Source organism: Boseongicola aestuarii (genome assembly GCF_900184815.1).
Lineage (GTDB): Bacteria > Pseudomonadota > Alphaproteobacteria > Rhodobacterales > Rhodobacteraceae > Boseongicola > Boseongicola aestuarii.
On the sequence record NZ_FXXQ01000009.1, the window covers coordinates 102,876 to 123,063 of the forward strand.

23 protein-coding genes are annotated in these 20,188 nt (G+C 58.7%); 12 read left to right on the forward strand and 11 right to left on the reverse strand.

Going from position 1 to position 20,188, the window contains the following annotated elements; all coding sequences use genetic code 11:
• Positions 1 to 40: 40 nt before the first annotated feature.
• Positions 41 to 541, forward strand: a complete 501-nt coding sequence (locus tag BOA8489_RS13425; protein WP_093974610.1) for an Lrp/AsnC family transcriptional regulator — start codon at positions 41 to 43, stop codon at positions 539 to 541.
• Here BOA8489_RS13425 and BOA8489_RS13430 read toward each other — a convergent pair.
• Positions 538 to 1,341 (reverse strand): Hint domain-containing protein, encoded by an 804-nt coding sequence (locus BOA8489_RS13430; protein ID WP_093974613.1) that lies wholly within the window; start codon positions 1,339 to 1,341, stop codon positions 538 to 540. The two genes, BOA8489_RS13425 and BOA8489_RS13430, sit on opposite strands and share 4 nt — an antisense overlap.
• A 113-nt stretch (positions 1,342 to 1,454) precedes the next feature.
• Here BOA8489_RS13430 and BOA8489_RS20485 point away from each other — a divergent pair, with 113 nt between their 5' ends.
• Positions 1,455 to 1,598, forward strand: a complete 144-nt coding sequence (locus BOA8489_RS20485; protein WP_176440303.1) for a hypothetical protein — start codon at positions 1,455 to 1,457, stop codon at positions 1,596 to 1,598.
• Between the two features lie 63 nt (positions 1,599 to 1,661).
• On the opposite strand, the gene pgeF is transcribed toward BOA8489_RS20485, so the two are convergent.
• From pgeF to lgt, 3 genes are read right to left on the reverse strand one after another with little or no spacing between them, the layout of a single operon-like run.
• Complete coding sequence (gene pgeF / locus BOA8489_RS13435) at positions 1,662 to 2,420, reverse strand: peptidoglycan editing factor PgeF (RefSeq protein WP_093974615.1); 759 nt, start codon at positions 2,418 to 2,420, stop codon at positions 1,662 to 1,664.
• Positions 2,417 to 3,478, reverse strand: coding sequence for a class I SAM-dependent methyltransferase (locus BOA8489_RS13440; RefSeq protein WP_093974617.1), 1,062 nt, complete (start codon positions 3,476 to 3,478; stop codon positions 2,417 to 2,419). Before BOA8489_RS13440 ends, pgeF begins: the two co-directional genes overlap by 4 nt.
• Positions 3,475 to 4,359, reverse strand: coding sequence for a prolipoprotein diacylglyceryl transferase (gene lgt / locus BOA8489_RS13445; RefSeq protein WP_176440309.1), 885 nt, complete (start codon positions 4,357 to 4,359; stop codon positions 3,475 to 3,477). Before lgt ends, BOA8489_RS13440 begins: the two co-directional genes overlap by 4 nt.
• A gap of 97 nt (positions 4,360 to 4,456) precedes the next feature.
• On the opposite strand from lgt, the gene BOA8489_RS13450 reads away from it, so the two are divergent.
• The 5 genes from BOA8489_RS13450 to BOA8489_RS13470 all read left to right on the forward strand — a co-directional run bounded on the left by BOA8489_RS13450 (position 4,457) and on the right by BOA8489_RS13470 (position 7,819).
• Positions 4,457 to 4,705 carry an accessory factor UbiK family protein gene (locus BOA8489_RS13450; RefSeq protein ID WP_093974620.1) on the forward strand — a complete coding sequence of 83 codons (249 nt, stop codon included), beginning with the start codon at positions 4,457 to 4,459 and terminating at the stop codon, positions 4,703 to 4,705.
• Positions 4,706 to 4,978: 273 nt separating this feature from the next.
• A complete protein-coding gene (locus tag BOA8489_RS13455) occupies positions 4,979 to 5,482 on the forward strand; it encodes a type III secretion system chaperone family protein (protein WP_093974622.1) in 504 nt (167 codons plus the stop codon).
• A 233-nt stretch (positions 5,483 to 5,715) separates the two neighbouring features.
• Positions 5,716 to 6,528, forward strand: coding sequence for a pyrroline-5-carboxylate reductase (gene proC, locus BOA8489_RS13460; RefSeq protein ID WP_093974624.1), 813 nt, complete (start codon positions 5,716 to 5,718; stop codon positions 6,526 to 6,528).
• A complete protein-coding gene (locus BOA8489_RS13465; protein ID WP_093974626.1) occupies positions 6,525 to 6,860 on the forward strand; it encodes a tRNA-binding protein in 336 nt (111 codons plus the stop codon). The genes proC and BOA8489_RS13465 overlap by 4 nt, the downstream gene beginning before the upstream one ends.
• A complete protein-coding gene (locus BOA8489_RS13470) occupies positions 6,860 to 7,819 on the forward strand; it encodes a 2-hydroxyacid dehydrogenase (RefSeq protein WP_093974628.1) in 960 nt (319 codons plus the stop codon). The genes BOA8489_RS13465 and BOA8489_RS13470 overlap by 1 nt, the downstream gene beginning before the upstream one ends.
• On the opposite strand, the gene BOA8489_RS13475 is transcribed toward BOA8489_RS13470, so the two are convergent.
• The 3 genes from BOA8489_RS13475 to carB all read right to left on the reverse strand — a co-directional run bounded on the left by BOA8489_RS13475 (position 7,816) and on the right by carB (position 13,253).
• Positions 7,816 to 8,409 (reverse strand): thymidine kinase, encoded by a 594-nt coding sequence (locus BOA8489_RS13475; protein WP_093974630.1) that lies wholly within the window; start codon positions 8,407 to 8,409, stop codon positions 7,816 to 7,818. The two genes, BOA8489_RS13470 and BOA8489_RS13475, sit on opposite strands and share 4 nt — an antisense overlap.
• A gap of 100 nt (positions 8,410 to 8,509) precedes the next feature.
• A complete protein-coding gene (locus BOA8489_RS13480; protein ID WP_093974632.1) occupies positions 8,510 to 9,625 on the reverse strand; it encodes a beta-ketoacyl-ACP synthase III in 1,116 nt (371 codons plus the stop codon).
• 295 nt (positions 9,626 to 9,920) lie between these two features.
• A complete protein-coding gene (gene carB, locus BOA8489_RS13485) occupies positions 9,921 to 13,253 on the reverse strand; it encodes a carbamoyl-phosphate synthase large subunit (protein WP_093974635.1) in 3,333 nt (1,110 codons plus the stop codon).
• 173 nt (positions 13,254 to 13,426) lie between these two features.
• Between carB and aspS the strand changes: the two genes are divergently transcribed.
• The gene (aspS, locus tag BOA8489_RS13490; RefSeq protein WP_093974637.1) at positions 13,427 to 15,205 is read left to right on the forward strand and encodes an aspartate--tRNA ligase; all 1,779 of its coding nucleotides are present in this window, start codon (positions 13,427 to 13,429) and stop codon (positions 15,203 to 15,205) included.
• Positions 15,205 to 15,936, forward strand: a complete 732-nt coding sequence (locus tag BOA8489_RS13495) for a BglII/BstYI family type II restriction endonuclease (protein ID WP_093974639.1) — start codon at positions 15,205 to 15,207, stop codon at positions 15,934 to 15,936. The genes aspS and BOA8489_RS13495 overlap by 1 nt, the downstream gene beginning before the upstream one ends.
• Here the strand turns inward: BOA8489_RS13495 and BOA8489_RS13500 are convergent, their stop codons facing one another.
• Positions 15,937 to 16,569 carry an MT-A70 family methyltransferase gene (locus tag BOA8489_RS13500; protein ID WP_093974810.1) on the reverse strand — a complete coding sequence of 211 codons (633 nt, stop codon included), beginning with the start codon at positions 16,567 to 16,569 and terminating at the stop codon, positions 15,937 to 15,939.
• 119 nt (positions 16,570 to 16,688) lie between these two features.
• Between BOA8489_RS13500 and BOA8489_RS13505 the strand changes: the two genes are divergently transcribed.
• Positions 16,689 to 17,387 carry a GNAT family N-acetyltransferase gene (locus BOA8489_RS13505; RefSeq protein ID WP_093974641.1) on the forward strand — a complete coding sequence of 233 codons (699 nt, stop codon included), beginning with the start codon at positions 16,689 to 16,691 and terminating at the stop codon, positions 17,385 to 17,387.
• Here the strand turns inward: BOA8489_RS13505 and BOA8489_RS13510 are convergent.
• Positions 17,384 to 18,085 carry a response regulator gene (locus tag BOA8489_RS13510; RefSeq protein WP_093974643.1) on the reverse strand — a complete coding sequence of 234 codons (702 nt, stop codon included), beginning with the start codon at positions 18,083 to 18,085 and terminating at the stop codon, positions 17,384 to 17,386. The genes BOA8489_RS13505 and BOA8489_RS13510 overlap by 4 nt on opposite strands.
• Before the next feature lie 150 nt (positions 18,086 to 18,235).
• Here BOA8489_RS13510 and mce point away from each other — a divergent pair, with 150 nt between their 5' ends.
• Both mce and BOA8489_RS13520 read left to right on the forward strand, forming a co-directional pair.
• The gene (gene mce / locus BOA8489_RS13515; protein ID WP_093974812.1) at positions 18,236 to 18,640 is read left to right on the forward strand and encodes a methylmalonyl-CoA epimerase; all 405 of its coding nucleotides are present in this window, start codon (positions 18,236 to 18,238) and stop codon (positions 18,638 to 18,640) included.
• Positions 18,640 to 18,921: a DUF1467 family protein gene (locus BOA8489_RS13520; protein ID WP_093974645.1), complete on the forward strand. Its 282-nt coding sequence runs from the start codon at positions 18,640 to 18,642 to the stop codon at positions 18,919 to 18,921. The genes mce and BOA8489_RS13520 overlap by 1 nt, the downstream gene beginning before the upstream one ends.
• Here the strand turns inward: BOA8489_RS13520 and BOA8489_RS13525 are convergent.
• Together BOA8489_RS13525 and BOA8489_RS13530 are read right to left on the reverse strand one after the other, a co-directional pair.
• Positions 18,918 to 19,604, reverse strand: a complete 687-nt coding sequence (locus BOA8489_RS13525; protein WP_093974647.1) for an EI24 domain-containing protein — start codon at positions 19,602 to 19,604, stop codon at positions 18,918 to 18,920. The two genes, BOA8489_RS13520 and BOA8489_RS13525, sit on opposite strands and share 4 nt — an antisense overlap.
• The gene (locus BOA8489_RS13530; RefSeq protein WP_093974649.1) at positions 19,601 to 20,173 is read right to left on the reverse strand and encodes a nitroreductase family protein; all 573 of its coding nucleotides are present in this window, start codon (positions 20,171 to 20,173) and stop codon (positions 19,601 to 19,603) included. Before BOA8489_RS13530 ends, BOA8489_RS13525 begins: the two co-directional genes overlap by 4 nt.
• Positions 20,174 to 20,188: the final 15 nt, after the last annotated feature.

Genomic DNA, 20,188 nt, shown 5'->3' on the forward strand with positions numbered 1-20,188 from the left:
GGCGTGTATGCGCCTAAATAATGGAAAATCAGGAGGGGCTATGCCCGGCGTCAAACTCGATCCAATTGATCGCAAGATCTTAGCCGAGCTTCAGGCCGATGGCCGTATGACCAATGTCGAGTTGGCGTCGCGTGTCGGGATTTCCGCTCCGCCGTGTCTGCGACGTGTGCGCACGCTTGAAGAGCAGGGCTTTATCAAGGGCTATCACGCGGCGGTCGATGCGCGCTCGCTTGGGTTTGAAGTGCAGGTTTTCGCCATGGTCGGTCTTCAAAGCCAGGCCGAGGCGGACTTGGTCGCCTTCGAGAATTTATGCAAGGGATGGTCCCTGGTGCGTGAGTGCCACATGCTGAATGGAGAGGTGGATTTCGTCCTGAAGTGTGTCGCGCCGGACCTGTCGACATTTCAGAGATTCCTGACGGAATCCCTCACATCGGCACCGAATGTCGCAAGCGTGAAGACATCTCTGGTGATCCGCGATGCGAAAGACGCACCGGGCGTGCCGTTTGATATTCTGGAAGAGCGACTGGCCCAGAAGGCCTAGCCGATAGCCGCCAGTTCCGCAGCCGATATTCTGGGTGCCGTCAGGCGTCCGAAATCGCGAATATTGCGGATATACGGAAAGAACATCAGAAAATGCTGCATCATTTCGTCTGATAGCGACAGAGCCGCGTCCGGCCCCGGGTGATAGGTTTCAACCTCCATGCCGGCGGCGAAGATCGTTTCGTGTTTCTCGCAAGCCAAATGGTAAACGCGTGTCGCAGCAACCGGGTTCACTTCAATGACGGACATCCCGTCGGCAGCGGCAGAGAGCGGCACGAGAGCGGTATCTGCACCAAGTGCTGCCCGCACTTTCGGATCGCGGTTGAAGCGGCGAGCGTGGGGGCCAAACGTCTGATCTTGGGATGGACGCCCAAGACCGAAGGCATCTGGCATCACCCGATAAAGGCGATCAGGCAATTCGGACATGGACGGCGCACCGGGAACAAGCGTAATCGCGCCTTTCCATAACAGCTGTGCAGTGTGGCCGCCGGCGCATTCAAGCATCGTACCCGGAGCAAGATCTTCTACGGCGACAGGGCCTTGAGTGGTCTGAACCAGAATGCCGTGTGCAAATGCACCAAAGGCCTGCTCGAAGACCGGTAGCGCGGGCGCGACGCGCACCGCGGACTGGATGCCGTTTTCCGCCAGCCACTCAACCTCGAAGCGCCGCGTGAGCTTGGTCGACAAGGACTGCGAACGTGGTCGGGTGATCCGACGGGCTGTCCAGCGCGCTTCCGAGTGGACGCGGCGTGTAGGGGTCTCTCCGGGAAATGGCGGCAGCGTCGGCGGTGTATAGCTCATGTTTCAACCTTTTGGCAGCGGTCTTGTTATTTGTGGGTCGTGCGAGGCCCGCGCCACATTTTGGGCGCAAACCGGGTCAGGAGTGTTTGGATGGTATTGGCCGAGGGTTGGGTTTGGCAGTGATCTTCTGGTCGCGCGATGAAACCGAAACGGCACATTGCTCGGCAGTTGCGATCACGCTTTTCATCCAACGTGGTTTGGTTTTCATTGTTCCGTCTCCGTCTTATGTCAGCGATGCGCAGACGCCGCTGATTTGAAAACAGTGTCAGCCTGCAATGGGGCAATCGCGTGGCAGATTCAGGGTAGTTTGGGACCGATTGTTAAAGTCTGATCGCCGAGATCAGCCGACCGTAGTCTGCTTCTTGTGAGTGAACGCTGCGACGATAGGAATAAAAGCGGTCGGGATCGGCATACGTGCAATGCCGAATCCATTCGACGTCACGCAAGCCTGCCTTGCGCATTCGGTGCAGCCCATAGGCGGGCAGGTCAAAGTGCATCCGATTACCATCTCCGCCCGCAAAGAAGCGGCTGTTTTCGGGGGCTTCATCTAGGAACGTTTCAAAGAACTCCGGGCCGACTTCGTATGCGGCCTGAGAGATAGACGGCCCGATCGCTGCGCGGATATTCTCAGTTCTTGCGCCGAGTGCCACCATGGCTTCTATAGTGGCTTCCAAGACGCCGTTCAGTGCGCCTTTCCAGCCAGCATGAGCCCCCCCGATGACGCCCGCATTGGTGTCTGCGAACAGGACAGGCTGGCAGTCCGCGGTCAGAACCGACAGGCACAGTCCCGGTGTCGCCGTGACCATGGCGTCCGCCTGTATGCCTCTTGTGTCAGATGCATTGGTGATCGTCGCGACAATTACCGAGTGTATCTGATGGACCGTTGCTAATTGGTCGGGTTCGACACCCATCGCTGCGGCCACGCGCGCTCGATTGATCCTCACGATCTCGGTCTGGTCGGATGAGCCCTGTCCACAGTTCAAGCCTGAGAATACTCCGGAGGATGCGCCGCCACGGCGGGTAAAAAACCCGTGCTGTACTGGAGCGATCATATCCGATGTCAGTATTTCCAGCGTCACGTGGTCATTCCCGGTGGGAGGGGGGCATCAATCGGCGACAAGGTCATCACTTTGAACAGGGTTCCCATTTCGTCGGGGTGCGTCAAGCGCCGATGTGCGGCAATGTGCTGATCGAGGGCCGCACCTGCGAGGTTCCGCGCAAGAGCGCGGGCGCGGTCGGCGATGCCAAGTCTTTCAAGGAAGACACCTTGTGGGCAAAGACGTGACTTTTTGGTTCCCGTTGCGGCAGTCGACAGGGCCTCGAAGTCCACGTGGGTTGTCAGGTCCGCTAAACCGGGACGTTCAAGAATCGGTTCCCTATTGTGCGCGCGGACCGCCTGGAGCGTGTCACCCAAGGACCGCCAGTCGCCGTAGTCGATGACATAGGCAACGCCCCCATGTTGCGCGATCCGCGAGTCGATATCGCGGACTATGGCAGCGGCTGACGGGCAGACCTCGATGAGGTCACCGTCTGTAGTATCGCTCAGGCGCGGCTTCAAAACGGGCGGGTGTGAAAGATCGGCAAGCCCAAAAGCCAGTGCTCCATCGACAAGGCCGATTACGCGCTCTCTCCAGCCATTTCCGCTGCGGACGTATTGGCGCACCGGCAGCGCATCAAAGAACTCGTTTGCGACCAGCAGGATCGGCGTGTCCGGAAGCGTCGCTACCGTATCGTGATGGTGAATCCTGGTGGTAATCGTCTGTTCTTGAATAGCGCGAAGTGCTGGTGAGGCTTCGACCAGATGGACATCGATAGCATCGAGAAATCCCGGCACGCCCTTTGTCGCACGCAAGATATCGGACATCAGCGTGCCCCGTCCGGGACCAAGTTCGACAAGAGCGCAAGGGTTTGGCGCACCTTGATCGAGCCATGTCTGTGCCAGTGCAAGGCCGATCAACTCTCCGAACATCTGGCTGATTTCGGGCGCGGTGATAAAATCACCTTGGGCGCCGAAGGGCTCGCGGGTCGTGTAATATCCGAAGTTCGGATCAAGCAAGCACTGGCGCATGTAATCAGCCACGGTCAAAGGCCCGTTCTGCCGGATCAACTGAGCAAGACGGTCGGCCAGCAGGGTCATGCGCGGCGGCGGGCAAGTACAATGAAGACCAGACCCACGAGGATCATCGGCGTCGACAAAAGTTGACCCATAGACAGTCCGAAATCGCCAACAAACAGCACGCGGCCCAAAGGGTTCTCCGGCGTGATATATTGTTCATCGGCGACGCGAAAAAACTCCACGAAAAAGCGCGCGGCACCATAGCCTGCGAGGAAAAGCCCACAGATTGCGCCGGGTGTTTTTAGCCATCCGCGTGCGAATGCAAGATAGATCAGGACAACTCCAAGCACGAGGCCTTCCAATCCGGCTTCATAAAGTTGCGATGGGTGCCGGGCGCAAGCGCCCTCAACGCCGGGGCAGTCCTGAGCGCGCGCTCCGGGGAAAATCACCGCCCATGGCGCGTCTGTCGGGCGGCCCCAAAGCTCGGCGTTGATGAAGTTAGCGACACGTCCGAATAGAATGCCAGGCGGGGCGCAAAGTGCGGCGAGGTCGGCCAGTTTGGGAATCGGAATGCTGTGTCTTCGCGCGAAGATCAGGCCCGCGAAAAGAACGCCGAGGAAGCCGCCATGAAAGGCCATTCCACCTGTCCAGACGCGCAAGATATCCCCAGGATTCTCAATGAAATAGACAGGTTCGTAGAACAGCACGTAGCCAAGCCGACCTCCGAGAATGATGCCGATGATGAGCCACGTCGTGAAATCTTCCAGCCGCTCTTTGGTCATGGCGGGTGTTTCGTTTTGCCAGATCGTAGGTCTGGCCAAAGCACGGCCTGCCATCCAAACCCCGAGGATGATCCCCGCGATATAGGCCAGTGCATACCAGCGAATAGGCAAGGTGATCGGGCCCAGAGGGATTTCGATCAGCGTTGGTGACAGGTCTGGAAACGGGATCGCGAGCAACATGATTTTTACGAAGTGGCAGCGGACGGCGGGGACGTCAACCTTGCGATTGCGCAGGTGTTGCCCATATAGAGACACATAGTCATTTCCCGGAGGCACCATGCAGACGCGCAACAAGATTGTAGACGATTTATCGCAGTTGATGACGAACGCCATGGGCGTTGCTCAAGGGGCTCGCGACGAGGCAGAAACCGCCGTGAAAGGGCTTGTGGATCGCTGGTTGGCCGACCGCGATTTCGTTACCCGCGAAGAATTCGATGCCGTGCGCGCCATGGCGCAAAAAGCGCGAGAAGAAAACGAGGCGCTGAAGGCGCGGCTTGATGCACTGGAAGGTGCGGGCAAGTCCTGAACGTTCCATTCGGCATGTCTTGATGGATCGAGGATGCCTTGAATGACGGGTGGCCACCTGGCCGCCCGTTTTGATTCCTCGACAGAGTTATCCCCAGAAAATTCTCCGCATAGCGGTTTATCCACGGCTATTTCGCAAAAAAGTCCTTTACAGATTCTGCCATAGCGCACACCATATATCGTAAGGATGGTGGGTTAATCCACCGTACCTTGAGCAGGCACCAAGCTGTGGTGGCCGGAAGACGCCACGCAGCCAGAGCAGATGAGGCCGCGAATGTCACTTTCCGAGCAATATTTTTCCACAGACGAACTCCATCCAATCGACATTGTCGAACACCTGGCTGAACACCACGAATGGGACTTCGATCGCGTCGCCGACGATCAGATTGCAATGGCGGTCGAAGGCCAGTGGCGGACGTATTCCATCACATTGGCGTGGTCGTCTCATGACGAGACGTTGCGGCTTATTTGTACGTTCGACATGGACCCGCCGAAAGAGAAGCTGGGGGCGCTGTATGAGACTTTGAATGCGACGAATGACATGTGCTGGGCGGGGGCTTTCTCCTATTGGGCAGCGCAAAAACTCATGGTGTGGCGGTATGGCCTCGTTCTTGCAGGTGGACAGATGGCCGGTCCTGAACAAATCGACACCATGATCCGTGCTGCCGTCTTGTCAGCCGAACGCTTCTATCCGGCGTTTCAACTGGTGGCATGGGGCGATGAGACGCCCGCCGAGGCGATGAACATGGCAATCGCCGAGGCCTACGGCACGGCCTGATTTCAGGGGCAAGACTGCTTGGGTTCACGTGTAAACCGGTCAATCCCCCTGGCCAGTGGACCAAGCAAAGAGACCGGGTCGCCAGCGCGGCCCGGTTTTTTTTGGTGCGCGTTTCTCGGAAAGTTTGTGCTTGAAGAACTTAAGAAGAATGAACGTGCCGCGCGCGGGGCTTCAAAGGCGGTTGTTCCTGCCTGATCCTTTGCCGTATTCAAGGTCAAAACGGGAGAGAGTGCATGGACTTCGGCGATTTGCCCCAGCGGGGATTGATTCTGCTTGGTTGTGGCAAGATGGGGGGCGCAATGCTGGAAGGCTGGTTGACCCGAGGGCTGCCCCCTAGCTGTGTTCATGTGATTGACCCTAACGCTCCGATGTGGGCCGCCGCGCGAGGCGTGCACGTGAACGGGGTGCTTCCAAAGGACCCGTCGATTGTAATCATAGCGGTTAAGCCGCAAATGATGGGCGATGCTTTGCCGGCCATCAAGGCATATGGAAATGGCGAAACCGTGCTGTTGTCGATTGCCGCAGGCACGAAGATCTCGGCCTTCGAGGAGGCGTTCGGGGCCAAGACGCCAGTCGTACGCGCCATGCCAAACACGCCCGCTGCCATTGGTCAGGGCATTACGGCGTATTGCCGCAACGCGCATGTCAGCGATGCGCGACTTGAATTGTCGCGGGCACTTTTGTCGGCGGTCGGAAAAACGGTTGCGCTTGAGAGCGAAGATCAGATCGATGCGGTCACGGGCGTCTCTGGCTCGGGTCCGGCTTATGTGTTTCACATGATCGAAGCGCTGGCAGCGGCGGGTGTGGAGCAAGGGCTGTCGGACGAAATGGCCATGGAACTGGCCGTGGCGACAGTTGCCGGAGCAGGAGCCTTGGCTGCGTCCTCGGACGAGAGCGCCACGCAACTGAGGATAAACGTGACAAGCCCAAACGGCACGACGCAGGCCGCACTTGAGGTGTTGATGGATCCGGAAACAGGGTTTCCATCCTTGATGAAACGCGCCGTGGCGGCCGCCGCAGACCGCAGTCGGGAGCTTGGGGTATGACGCTTGAATTTGAGGACTTCATGAAGGTCGATATTCGGGTTGGCGAAATCTTGCGTGCCGAGCCGTTTCCCGAGGCGCGCAAGCCTGCGATCAAGCTGTATCTTGATTTCGGTCCGGAGATTGGCGAGCGCAAAAGCTCGGCCCAGATCGTGCGGCACTACGATGTCGAGACGCTGCCCGGGCGCAAGGTGTTGGCTGTGGTCAATTTTGCTCCCCGCCAGATCGGCAAGTTCATGTCGGAAGTTTTGGTACTTGGTGTGCCGGATGAGGACGGTGAAGTTGTCTTGCTGAAACCCGATATGGACGTGCCCGTCGGCGCACGGATGTACTGATGAAGAGGCTTCTGATTACCCGCCCGCTCCCGGACGCCGTCCTCGCCGCCGTCGACGCGGGCTTCGACGTCGATGTTCGGCGGGAAACGCTGCCTTTGACACCGAGCGAGATGACGGATGCTTTGGGCAAGTATGATGCGATTTTGCCGACCCTAGGGGATCCGTTGTCGGACGAAGTCATTCGCGAAGCGTCTGATACAAAATGCAAAATACTCGCAAATTTTGGCGTGGGGTATAACCACATCAATGTTGCCGCCGCGCGCGAAGCCGGGATGTTGGTGACGAATACGCCCGGTGCTGTCACGGATGCGACGGCCGATATTGCGATGACGCTTATGTTGATGACCTGCAGACGTGCGGGTGAAGGTGAACGATCCGTGCGAGCAGGCACATGGGAGGGTTGGCATCCGACCCAGCTTTTGGGCATGCATGTTACGGGCAAGACGATCGGAATCGTCGGGATGGGTCGGATCGGCAAGGCAATTGCCAAGCGTGCGGGGCTTGGTTTCGACATGGATGTGGTGTTTTTCAACCGCTCAAAGGTGTCGGATTTTGGTGTGCCGGCGCGGCAACTTGAGACATTGGCCGAAGTCTGTTCAACGGCTGACGTCATTGTTCTGGCCGTTCCTGCTACGCCCGAAACACGGCACCTTGTGAATGCGGATTTGCTTGCGAAAATGCAGCCTCACAGTGTCCTTGTGAACATCGCCAGAGGGGACGTGATTGACGAGGCGGCACTGATCGCTGCTTTACAAGCGGGTCGGATTGCGGGCGCCGGGCTTGATGTCTACGAACGCGAGCCGATCGTGCCCGATGCCTTGAAAGCGCTTGAAAACGTTACCTTATTTCCTCATTTAGGGACGGCCGCGCTTGAGGTCCGGATTGACATGGGGCTTATGGCAGTGGCGAATCTGAATGCATGGATTGCAAGCGAGACGCCACCGAATAGCCTGGGTTAAGGCTTGGTCAAACGATCGCCGACGGCCTCGCGCCAGTGTTTGCGGCACAGCGAAACATAGGTTTCATTTCCGCCGATCTGCACCTGTTCGCCTTCCGCCATAGCGTTGCCGTCCTCGTCCTGACGCACGACCATCGTTGCCTTTTTTCCACAAAAGCAGATGGTCCGAGCTTCGCGCATCTCATCAGCCAGAGCAAGAAGGGCGGCTGATCCGGGGAAAAGCTCGCCGCGGAAATCGACACGCAGCCCGTAGCACATGATTGGCAGTTTCAGATCATCCACGGCACGCGCCAGTTGCCAAACCTGATCCTTGGTCAGGAATTGCGCCTCGTCGATAAACACGCATGCGACAGGCCCTTTTTTCTGTCTCCGGCTTAGCATCTTGAACAAGTCAGAGCGCGGATTGTAAGTGTCGGCCTTGGCGTTGATGCCGATCCGACTGCCGATAATCGATGAACCTGCGCGACCGTCAATTTCCGCAGTCAAAAGATAGGTTTGCATCCCACGTTCGCGGTAATTGTACGACGCCTGCAAAAGCAGCGTCGATTTCCCCGCGTTCATTGTGGAATAGTGAAAATACAGTTTTGCCATACAAACGGCCTAGCGCGGGCGGGGCATCTGAACAAGAGGTGTCAAAGCCTTGTATAACCCAAATTCGTTAACGAGTTCTGACGGACGCGTTAACCGTGTCTCAGACCCTTTTCAGGACAGCCGACCCGACGGAATAGCCTGCGCCGAACGAACACAAGAGGCCCATGTCGCCGGAGTTCAGGTCGTCTGAATACTTTGAGAAAGCGATGATCGAACCCGCCGAAGAGGTGTTCGCATAGTCCTGCAGAATATTGGGCTGTTCGCCAAGGGCGGGTTCGCGGCCGAGGACTTTTTTGCCGATATAGTCGTTCATCGTCTTGTTGGCCTGATGAAGCCAGAGCCGTTTCAGATCGCCGGCCTCAAGCTTCTCGGCGTCGAGATGATCCGCGATGTGGCGTGAAACCAACGGCAGGACTTCTTTGAAAACTTTACGGCCTTCCTGCATAAACTGCATGTCTCGGCGATCTTCCATCTGATCGTGGGCACGACGTAAATAGCCGTTATTGTTGCGGATATTGTTCGAAAAGGTCGTTGCGCAACGGGTTGAGAGAACGCGGAAACCTGTCATGCCATCAGATTCCCGCTCAATCAGGATAGCCGTTGCAACGTCGCCGAAGATGAAATGGCAGTCGCGGTCGCGCCATTCAAGGTGGGCGGAGCAGATCTCGGGGCTGACGACGACGGCGCATTTGACCGAACCGGTGCGCACCATATCGGCTGCAGTTTGCAGGCCGAATGTGGCTGAGGAACAGGCGACGTTCATGTCATATGCGAAGCCGCCAGCACCCAGAAGCTGTTGAATTTCCACGGCAATTGCAGGATACGCACGCTCGTGGTTCGAGGCGGCGCACAAGATGAGGTCAATATCGGAAGGGGCGCGGCGGGCTTGGGTAAGGGCTTTTTGGATTGCGTCGACGCCCATCTCGGCTGTGAGAGACGGTGCCTCGTCGGGGCGGGCGTCGAAACGGGGAGACATGCGGGTCGGGTCGAGGATGCCCGTTTTATCAATGACATAGCGTTGTTCGATGCCGCTGGCGTCTCGGATGAAATCGGCGTTGGAATGAACCCTCGCGGCGATTTCTCCTTTGACTATCTCGTCTTGGTGGGCGGAGTTGAAACGATCCACATAGGCGTTGAAACTGGCGACCAATTCGTCGTTGGTAATGACGTTCGCCGGCGTGAAGACACCGCTGCCTGTGATGATGGGCGTATACATGGGGACCCCTTCCTGACTTTGGTTTACGTAGCGGGAACAGACAGTTGGAGGCAAGGGTGACGCTGGGTCGCTTGGGGTTTATCGAAGGCTTGTGGGACCGTGCGACCGATCGAGCCGGGCCTTGGCGGCAAGATAGTTAACGCGTTGAATTGGCTGAAATCCCGACGTCGGTGCAACGTCGGTATGACGTCGGTATCGCGTCGGTGCGCCCGTTCTGGGATGGCACGACTTACGCAACAGCCAAGGCAAAAGGTTAACGGGCGTTAAGGCCTCGGTAACGTTTCTTGAAGCTCTTTTATGCGCCCTGCAAGCTGCGGACTTCGATCTCGCCATCCCGACGGGCAACCATCGCCAGAGCTGCGGCATGGGCAGCAGCGGCCGTGGTGTAGTAGGGGATCTTGTCCATCAATGCCACATTGCGCATTGAGCGCGAGTCCTCGACTGCCTGTGCGCCTTCGGTAGTGTTCATCACCAATGCGATCTCGCCATCCTTCATGACATCGACGATGGTGCGACCGCCTTCGTAGGCCTTGTTTACGATGTCACAGGGGATCCCGTTTTCGGTGAGAAAACCGGCAGTGCCACGTGTGGCAAGGATCGACAGACCAAGTTCCGTGAGCATACGGGCGGTGTCGATAAGTTCGTCGGTCTTATCGTCGTCCTTGATCGAGAAGAACACGGTGCCGGAAGTCGGCAGATCGACGCCGGCGCCAAGCTGCGCCTTGAGAAATGCGCGGGCAAAGGAACGGTCCCAGCCCATGACTTCGCCGGTCGAGCGCATCTCGGGGCCGAGCAATGTGTCGACGCCGGGGAAGCGGGCAAACGGCAGAACGGCCTCTTTGACGGAGAACCACGGTGTGCGGAAATCGGCGAGCCGCATGGGATCACCGATTGGGATCGTGACGTCATCGCTAACCGGTTGGTGCGGTTCTGCGATGGGGAAATCGGTCAGTTTTTCACCTGCCATGAGGCGTGCGGCGATCGAAGCGATCGCGGAATCGGTAGCTTTGGCCACGAACGGCACGGTGCGCGAGGCGCGCGGGTTGACCTCGATGAGGTAGATCTCGTCTTTCTTAATGGCGAACTGCACGTTCATCAGACCGACGACCTTGAGTTCTCTTGCGAGGGCAACGGTTTGCTCGGTCAGGCGCGCGATTATGTCTTGCGAGAGAGTGTGCGGCGGAAGCGAACATGCGCTGTCACCGGAGTGGACGCCGGCTTCTTCGATGTGCTGCATGATACCGGCGACGTGGACGTTTTCGCCGTCTGCAAGCGCGTCCACGTCAACTTCGACCGCGCCACCAAGGTAGCTGTCGAGCAGGACAGGGCTGTCGCCGGAAACGACGACGGCATCGCGGATATAGCGTTCAAGCTGTGGCGTGTCGCGCACGATTTCCATGGCGCGGCCCCCCAGCACATACGAGGGGCGGATCACCAGTGGATAGCCGATTTTTTCGGCGGCCAGCATAGCCGCTTCGTCGGTCGATGCGATGGCGTTGTTGGGTTGCTTGAGGCCTAGGCGGTTCACAAGGTCCTGAAAACGCTCGCGATCTTCGGCGAGGTCGATGGCGTCGGGCGTGGTCCCGAGGATCGGGATACCCGCGTCGTTCAGCGCATTGGCGAGTTTGAGCGGAGTCTGTCCGCCGAACTGGACGATGACGCCGTGAAGCGTTCCGTTTTCCTGTTCGACACGCAGGATTTCCATGACGTGTTCGAAGGTCAGCGGTTCGAAATACAGGCGATCCGAGGTGTCGTAGTCGGTCGAGACGGTCTCGGGATTGCAGTTGATCATGATCGTTTCATAGCCCTGATCGGACAGGGCGAAACAGGCATGACAGCAGCAGTAGTCGAACTCGATCCCTTGGCCGATGCGGTTGGGTCCGCCGCCGAGGATGACGACTTTCTTGGCATTTGAGGGGCGCGCTTCGCATTCGACATCGCCCATGACGGGGCTTTCGTAGGTCGAATACATATAAGGGGTCTGCGCCTCGAATTCGGCGGCGCAAGTGTCGATGCGTTTAAACACGGCCGTGACGCCGAGGTTTTGGCGGGCGTTGCGGACGTTGGTTTCCGTGCGGCCCGTCAATTTGGCGAGGCGCGCATCTGTAAAGCCGAGCATCTTGAGGGCGCGCAGTCCGTGTTCGGTGACCGGCAGACCGTCCTTTTTGACTTGAGCTTCGGTGCCGATGATCTCGCGGATACGGGCGAGAAACCACGGATCGAAGGATGTGACGGCCTGGATGTCGTCGTTTGTCAGGCCTTCGCGCATGGCCTGAGCGATGACGCGGATGCGGTCGGGCGTTTGTTTGGAAAGCGCGTTGATGATTGCGGCGCGATCAGGTGCTCCGGGAATGGCGATGTCGTCGAAGCCCGTCAGGCCGGTTTCCAGCGAGGCGAGCGCCTTTTGCATCGACTCGTGGAAGGTGCGGCCGATGGCCATGGCCTCGCCTACTGATTTCATCGCTGTGGTGAGGTTTGGTTCCGAGCCGGGGAATTTCTCAAACGCAAAGCGCGGGATTTTGGTCACTACGTAGTCGATGGTCGGCTCGAAGGACGCGGGCGTGACTTTGGTGATATCGTTGTCGAGTTCATCGAGCGTATAGCCGATGGCCAGTTTCGCGGCGATCTTGGCGATCGGGAAGCCGGTGGCCTTGGAGGCAAGCGCCGAGGAACGCGACACGCGGGGGTTCATTTCGATGACTACCATGCGTCCGTCGGCAGGGTTAACGGCCCACTGGACGTTGGAACCGCCGGTTTCGACGCCGATCTCGCGCAGGACGGCGATGCTGGCCGAACGCATCATCTGGTACTCTTTGTCCGTCAGCGTCAGGGCCGGGGCGACGGTGATGCTGTCGCCGGTGTGGACGCCCATGGGGTCCACGTTTTCGATGGAACAGACGATGATGGCGTTGTCGGCTTTGTCGCGGACGACCTCCATTTCGTATTCTTTCCAGCCGAGGAGGGACTCGTCGATGAGGATTTGCGCGACGGGCGAGGCTTCAAGGCCACGGCGGCAGATCTCGAAATAGTCGTCGCGGTTGTAGGCGATGCCGCCGCCGGTGCCGCCAAGCGTGAAGGCCGGGCGGATAATGGCGGGCAGGCCGACGTAGTCGATGGCCGCCATCGCCTCTTCAAGGCCCTTTGGGATGTCGTAGCGACCGTTTGCTTTCTTGGGCGCTGAGATGATGGTGGCTTTGGGGTTTTCGAGGCCGATGCGTTCCATGGCTTCGCGGAACAGCTTGCGGTCTTCGGCCATTTCGATGGCGTCGCGCGTCGCACCGATCATCTCGACACCGTATTTTTCGAGGACGCCCATTTCTTCAAGCGCCAGCGAGGTGTTGAGGCCGGTCTGACCGCCCATTGTCGGCAAGAGCGCGTCGGGGCGTTCTTTCGCGATGATCTTGGCAACGACTTCCGGTGTGATGGGTTCGATGTAGGTGGCGTCGGCAAGTTCCGGGTCGGTCATGATGGTGGCCGGGTTGGAATTGACAAGGATGACGCGGAAGCCTTCTTCGCGAAGGGCCTTGCAGGCCTGAGCGCCGGAGTAGTCGAATTCACAGGCTTGTCCGATGACGATTGGGCCTGCTCCGATAATCATGATCGACTTGATGTCGGTTCTTTTAGGCATCGGTCATCCCCTAGGTCGCGCAAATTGTCGTGGGTTATAGGGATTGGTCCGGCGGGCGCAAGGGTATGCGTGCCCGTTTGCCGCTTTGTTTTCAGCCCCCGGTGCTTGACTTTGGCGGTCCTTCCATGTGTATCGGCTCGAACTTTCCGCAAGCGCCCCCGAAGGGATCCCTCATGCACGCCTATCGCAGCCACACCTGCGCCGAACTGAATGCCTCTCATGTCAGTGATACTGTCCGTCTATCCGGCTGGGTCCACCGCATCCGTGACCACGGAGGCATACTGTTTGTCGACCTTCGCGATCACTATGGCATCACGCAGGTTCTGTGCGACCCCGACAGCCCGGTTTTCGCTGATATGGAGAAGGTGCGCTCGGAGTGGTGTATCCGCATTGATGGCAACGTGAAGGCGCGCGACCCGGAGCTGGTGAACCCCAAGATCCCAACGGGTGAGGTTGAAGTCTTTGTTCGCGACCTTGAGGTTCTCGGCGCGTCTGAGGAATTGCCTTTGATCGTCTTTGGCGATCAGGAATACCCGGAAGAAACGCGGCTGAAGTACCGCTTCCTCGATCTGCGCCGTGAAGCGATGCAGAACAACATGAAGCTGCGCTCGGACGTCGTGGCAAGCATCCGCAAACGGATGTGGGGGCTGGATTTCCGGGAGTTCCAGACGCCGATCATCACGGCCTCGTCGCCTGAGGGCGCGCGCGACTTTCTGGTACCGTCGCGTCTGCATCCGGGCAAGTTTTACGCGCTGCCGCAGGCGCCGCAGCAGTTCAAGCAGCTGTTGATGGTGTCGGGTTTTGACAAATACTTCCAGATTGCGCCGTGTTTCCGCGATGAAGATCCGCGCGCGGATCGTTCGCCGACGGATTTCTACCAACTTGATTTGGAAATGTCGTTCGTAAGCCAGCAGGACGTGTTCGACACGATCCAGCCGGTTTTGCAGGGTATTTTCGAGGAGTTTGGTGGCGGTCGTGCGGTCGACAGCGAATGGCCGCAGATCTCGTATCGCGATGCGGCGCTTTGGTATGGCACCGACAAACCGGACCTTCGCAACCCGATCAAGATGCAGGATGTGTCCGAGCATTTTCGCGGGTCTGGGTTTGCGATTTTTGCGAAGATTTTGGAGCAGGACGGCACAGAAATCCGCGCTATTCCGGCACCGACGGGTGGCAGCCGCAAGTTCTGTGACCGGATGAATGCGTTCGCGCAGAAGGAAGGTTTGCCTGGGATGGGGTATATCTTCTGGCGCGATCAAGGCGCGGGTATGGAAGCTGCCGGACCACTGGCCAAGAACATCGGACCGGAGCGCACCGAAGCAATCCGTGAGCAGCTTGGCCTTGGCATCGGCGATGCGGCGTTTTTCCTTGGCGGCAAGGCGAAGGCGTTCGAGGCCGTGGCCGGCAAAGCGCGGGTTGAGATCGGCAATGAGCTTGGGCTGACGGATAAGGACCGATTTGCCTTTGCGTGGATCGTGGACTTCCCGATCTATGAGAAGGACGACGAGACCGGAGAGATCGACTTCGAGCACAACCCGTTCTCGATGCCGCAGGGCGGTATGGACGCGTTGAATGGCGACCCGCTGGAGGTACTGGGCTATCAGTATGATCTGGCGTGCAACGGCTATGAACTGGTTTCTGGCGCGATCCGGAACCACCGTCCCGAGATCATGTTCAAGGCGTTCGAGATTGCCGGATATGGCGAGGACGAGGTGAAAAAGCGCTTTGGCGGGATGGTCAATGCGTTCCGCTTTGGCGCGCCGCCGCACGGGGGGTGTGCTGCGGGCATCGACCGGATCGTTATGCTTTTGGCAGATGAGCAGAACATTCGCGAAGTGATCCTGTTCCCGATGAACCAGCGCGCCGAAGATCTGATGATGGATGCGCCGTCTGCTCCGACGAATGAGCAGTTGCGCGAGTTGCGCCTTCGGGTGTTACCGCCGGAGGATTGATGCTGGAGACGCTTGTCGCCAAGGGGTTCGACGTTCGAACGCGCAACCATGCGAGTGCGATACTGTCGGTCGATTTCCCGGAAGAGACGGCGGAACTGGTGGCGGCTCTGGCTGACTTTCAGATTGAGACGACCGAGCTTATCAGCGGCGGCGGTGGCGAAGCGGTCTTCACGCAACGTCTTCGGCATCGGCTCTATGATCTTGGCTGGCCGAAGCACACGTTTCGGGTCTCGACTTCGGTGGACGGAGTGCAGCGGGTCGGGATCGGGCATGAGGTGGATCATGTGATGCGCGCTGACGCGGGCACGCTTGCGTTGGAGATTGAGTGGAACAACAAGGATCCCTTTTACGACCGGGATCTTGAGAGTTTTCAAAGGCTTCACGTTCAGTCGGCGGTTAGTGTCGGGATCATTGTGACCCGCGGCGCGTCGATGCAATCGGCGTTTGTACGGCGGATTGGGGACCTTTTGCATCGTGCGGGCGTTGCCTCAGAAGAGGATTTGGCAGCCTATGGCGTCACCGAACGCACGGCGGCGCAGCGGCGGTCCGTTGCGCGGATGATGGAAGATGGCGCATCGTTTGTGGAGGCGTTTACCCAGACGTTTGTCGCCAGCAAATACGGGCAGTCGACGACGCATTGGCGCAAGCTGGAGGAACGCCTTGAGCGTGGGGTCGGTAACCCCTGTCCGCTGTTATTGATAGGGTTGCCGGAAAGCTGCCTGGTGGGCTGATTACTCGGCGGCGACGCCGGAATTGTGAGCGTAGGTTTTCCAGCTTGGCTTGTAGTCGGCGTCGGCCTGATTGCCCCAAACGGTCCAGCCATCGCGCACGCCGCGCCCGAACAGTTCGAGGTACGGACCCCAGGAACAGCCTTCGATCAGTTCGTATTGCTCATCCGGTTTGCGGGAATGTTCGCGTTTGCGGGTTTGCATCATGTTCACCTGACGCCGACCGGGTGCAAGGGTGCGGGCATTCTTGCCGCGCGTGCCGAATAGCAGAACCTCGGTGACATTGCGGAAGTAAAAGCCGACACCTCGACCATCCGAGCCGCCATCCTTGCGGATCTTGTGCCAGATGATGTTGGATTTATACTCAAAACCCCAGGCATTCAGAACGCGCAGACCGTCCGGCAAAAGCGCGTTTGGCACCCACATGTAGCAGTGCGCGCGATCTTCCATGTGCTCGGCGACGGGCAGATCGCAAATCTCGTCAAGCGTCATCGTGGGATAGCGCGACAGGCGTTTGTGCTCGGGCGCGACTTTGCCGGTGCGGTTGGTGAACCGCCAGGGCGGATCGGCCATCACGCAGCCGAAGCGATCGTCGCCCAGGAACCTGGACAGGTCTTGTGTCGGAGAGCTTGTCATGTCCAACATGATGCGATGACCCTTGGCGATTTGCAATGTGCGATCTGGTGCGCGGCGTGGAGAACAATGGTAGAACATGATTAAGAAGAACTGAACCGGGAAATTGGTGGGGAAGTGGGATGAATGATCGACCGTTGGCGGGCTGGACGCCGCCGGATGTGCCGACACGGCGTGTTCTTGCGGGTCGGTATGTGCGGCTGGAGCCTTTGTCGGTTGAGCATGTGGCAGGTCTTCGGGAGGCGCACCTGGAGGATGAGAGCAATGCGATGTGGACCTATTTGCCGGTCGGGCCGTTTGATGAGGCGGGCTATCGGGCTTGGGTCGCGGCGAACTGCGGCCTTGCTGATCCGTTGCATTTCGCGGTTCGGATGGCGGACGGGCGGCTTGGCGGCACGCTTAGTCTGATGCGGATCACGCCAGCAGCGGGGACGATCGAGACGGGATGGCTGACGTTTGCGCCACGGCTTCAGCGCACGCGAGAGGCGACGGAAGCTGTTTATCTTTTGATGAAATGGGCGTTCGAGGCTGGCTATCGGCGGTTTGAGTGGAAGTGCGACGCGACGAATATTCCGTCTCGGCGGGCGGCGGAGCGATTTGGGCTGAGTTTTGAAGGCGTGTTTCGACAGGCAAGCGTTGTGAAGGGTCGCAATCGGGATACGGCGTGGTTCGCGACAATCGATGGCGAGTGGCCGGCGTTGTGCGCCGCGTTCGAGGCCTGGTTGCGGGCGGAAAATTTCGATGCCAAAGGACTGCAAATACAGAGCTTGCGCTCATTGACCGCGCCGATTCTGGTCAGTGCGGATCCGACGCGCGACTAAACGGAAACCACCGCGTTCAGGCGCTTATCTATGATGGCACGTAAATCGTGTAGGCCGGGGGACTTAGCGTCTTCGACCTTGCTGGCGATACTTGCGAGATCGGGGTCATTGGCGCTGTTGCCGAGGCCAATGAGAAAGGACGTGACGTAGGCGACCGTTTCCGCGTCCGGATCGGTTGTCAGCAGGTCGGCGGCCAGAACCAGATCGTCGCGATAGGCAATTCGGTCCGGCACGATTTCATCCGTTGAAACAGGACGCAAAGCAGTGGGGCGCTCGTCTTTGGGAAGCTCGGCGATGATTGCGGCCTGAAACGCCGAGACTGAAGTGATCGGCTTGGAAATAAAGGCATCCGCGCCGCTTTGCATGGCGGGCTGCGCATTGGCGTCGTCCCCGGACATGGCGATTATGACGCCGATTCGCGCTTCATTGACCGAAAGGTCGCGCACAAGATCGAGTCCCGAGCCGTCAGGCAGGCCAACGTCAATCATTATGATGCCGGGGCGATACGTACGCAGGTGGCGCGCAGCCGATTTCAGGCTGTCTGCGCGGCGGATGCGAGCGCCGGACCGCTGGCAGATCATGCGCAAAGCTTCGCAGGCAAAACGGCTGTCTTCCACCACCAGAACGGTTTGACCCAATAACGGGCGTTCCGCCGTTGGCGGGCGTGTGATTAGAAAGTCTTCTAGGGATTCCGGCATCGTATGACCTCCGGGCCGCTTGTCCGACCGGGTTCAAATATTGGGACTTTAACTTAATAAATTGCTAACCGATAGCGAGATGCGTCGGACTGTCACTTGTGGCGGGTCGTGGGACAGTCGATAACGCGCCCCAAACCAATGGAGCGAACGATGATCGGACGATTGAATCATGTGGCGATTGCGGTGCCGGATCTTGAGGCCGCCGCCGCGCAATACCGTGACATGCTGGGGGCCAATGTCGGCGCGCCTCAGGAAGAGCCGGACCACGGTGTGACCGTCGTCTTTATCGAATTGCCCAATACGAAGATCGAGCTGCTTTATCCTTTGGGAGAAGATTCCCCGATCAACGGATTTCTTGAAAAGAACCCATCGGGCGGCATTCATCATGTCTGCTACGAAGTGGATGACATTCATGCGGCCTCAAAGCAGTTGATCGAAAAGGGTGCGCGGGTTCTCGGAGGCGGCGCGCCGAAAATCGGGGCGCATGGCAAGCCGGTTCTGTTTCTGCACCCCAAGGACTTCAACGGCACGTTGATCGAATTGGAGCAGGTCTGATGTCGATTGTTTCCGGGATCGTTCTCTTTGCCGTGATCTGGTTCATGGTCTTGTTCATTGTCCTGCCGATCCGTGTGGAATCGCAGGCTGAAGCGGGCGAAAAAGTCGCAGGCACGCCAGCGGGCGCGCCGTCTTCCGCGTTTTCGATGAAGCGGAAGTTCGTCACGACCACCTGGATTGCTGCGATCGCCTTTGCGGTGATCGCCAGCGTGATCCTTTGGGGCGGCATTTCGGTCGAGGATTTCGACGTTTTTAATCGGATGGAACGCCGCGAGGGTTAGGCTCGCGCGTCGATCCGGTGATAAAGATGCGTGAAGGCTGCTGCTCCGACGACGGGCACCAGCAGGTTCAGAACGGGTATCGTAAGCGGTACCGCCATCAGCGCACCGGCTGACCAGATCGTCATTAGATTTGAGCGAAAAGCCTTTTTCGCGCCGGCGCGTCCGATTCGTCGCACCGCGATCAGGCGGAAATATTCACGCCCCAGAAGGAAACCGTTCAGCCCGTAGAAAACGAAGGGGGCGAGCGGCGTGAAATAGAGCACAAGTGCTGCGATATTTGCGAGGATGAGGACCGCGAGGAAGCTCGCGCCTTCGCGCAGGGCTTCGGGCAATCCGACACGCGGCGCAGTTGCGACGTTCGGATAGTGGCGGTCCTCGACGGCATCGGCCACGTCTTCGAGAAACAGACCCGTGAAGGCGGAGGCAACGGGCACCATTAGGAAAACAGACAATCCGAGCATTAAAACGACCGAGGCCCACGACAGAAGTGTGTCGACGAAAGTGATTTCGCCAATAAAGGGCAGGGTAATGCTCTCGGGAAAGAGTAGTTGGATCGCGAAGAAGATAATGGCGTAGGTGGCGGCCAGCAGGCCGAGCGTCAGGCCCACGCCTTTGATCAGGACGCTGCGGAAGCGCGGATCGGACAGTTGAGCAATTGCGTCGGCGATGGACGAAAAGATCATGTCTCGACCCATGTGACGATGGTTGAAAGGTCGGGGCGCGGGCGCTCTGGCGGCGCCAAGCGTTCTGTGCCGATGTGGATGAATCCGGCGATCCATTCGTGGGGTGCGAGGCCCAGGTGTTTTTCGCGCCAAGCCGGTTGGTGGCTGATCCATCCAGACAGCCAGTTGGCGCCCCAGCCTGCCGCAAGGGCGGCAGACAACAGGTTCATGGCGACGGCCCCTGCAGAGAGCGTTTGCTCGATCACGGGGATTTTGTCAGAGGGTTTGGGACTGGAGATCACCGCGACGGATAGATCGGCGTTGGCGAATTGCGCGACTAGTTTGTCGGTTTTCTCGGGGTCCATGTCGGTGCAATAGGCCGGGACTGTGTCGGCAAGCCGTTGCAGGGCGGCCTTTTCTAGCACGATAAAGCGCCAGGGTTCCAGTTTGCCGTGGTCCGGTGTGCGGGCGGCGATGGTCAGAAGGTCCTGCAATTCGGGCCTTGTCGGGACCGGTGTCGTCAGCGTTTTCGCTGGCCGCGAGCGGCGGTTAGCGAGGAAAGACACGGCGGCGGGATTTGCCTCTGGCATGGGGTCGGCTCCTTG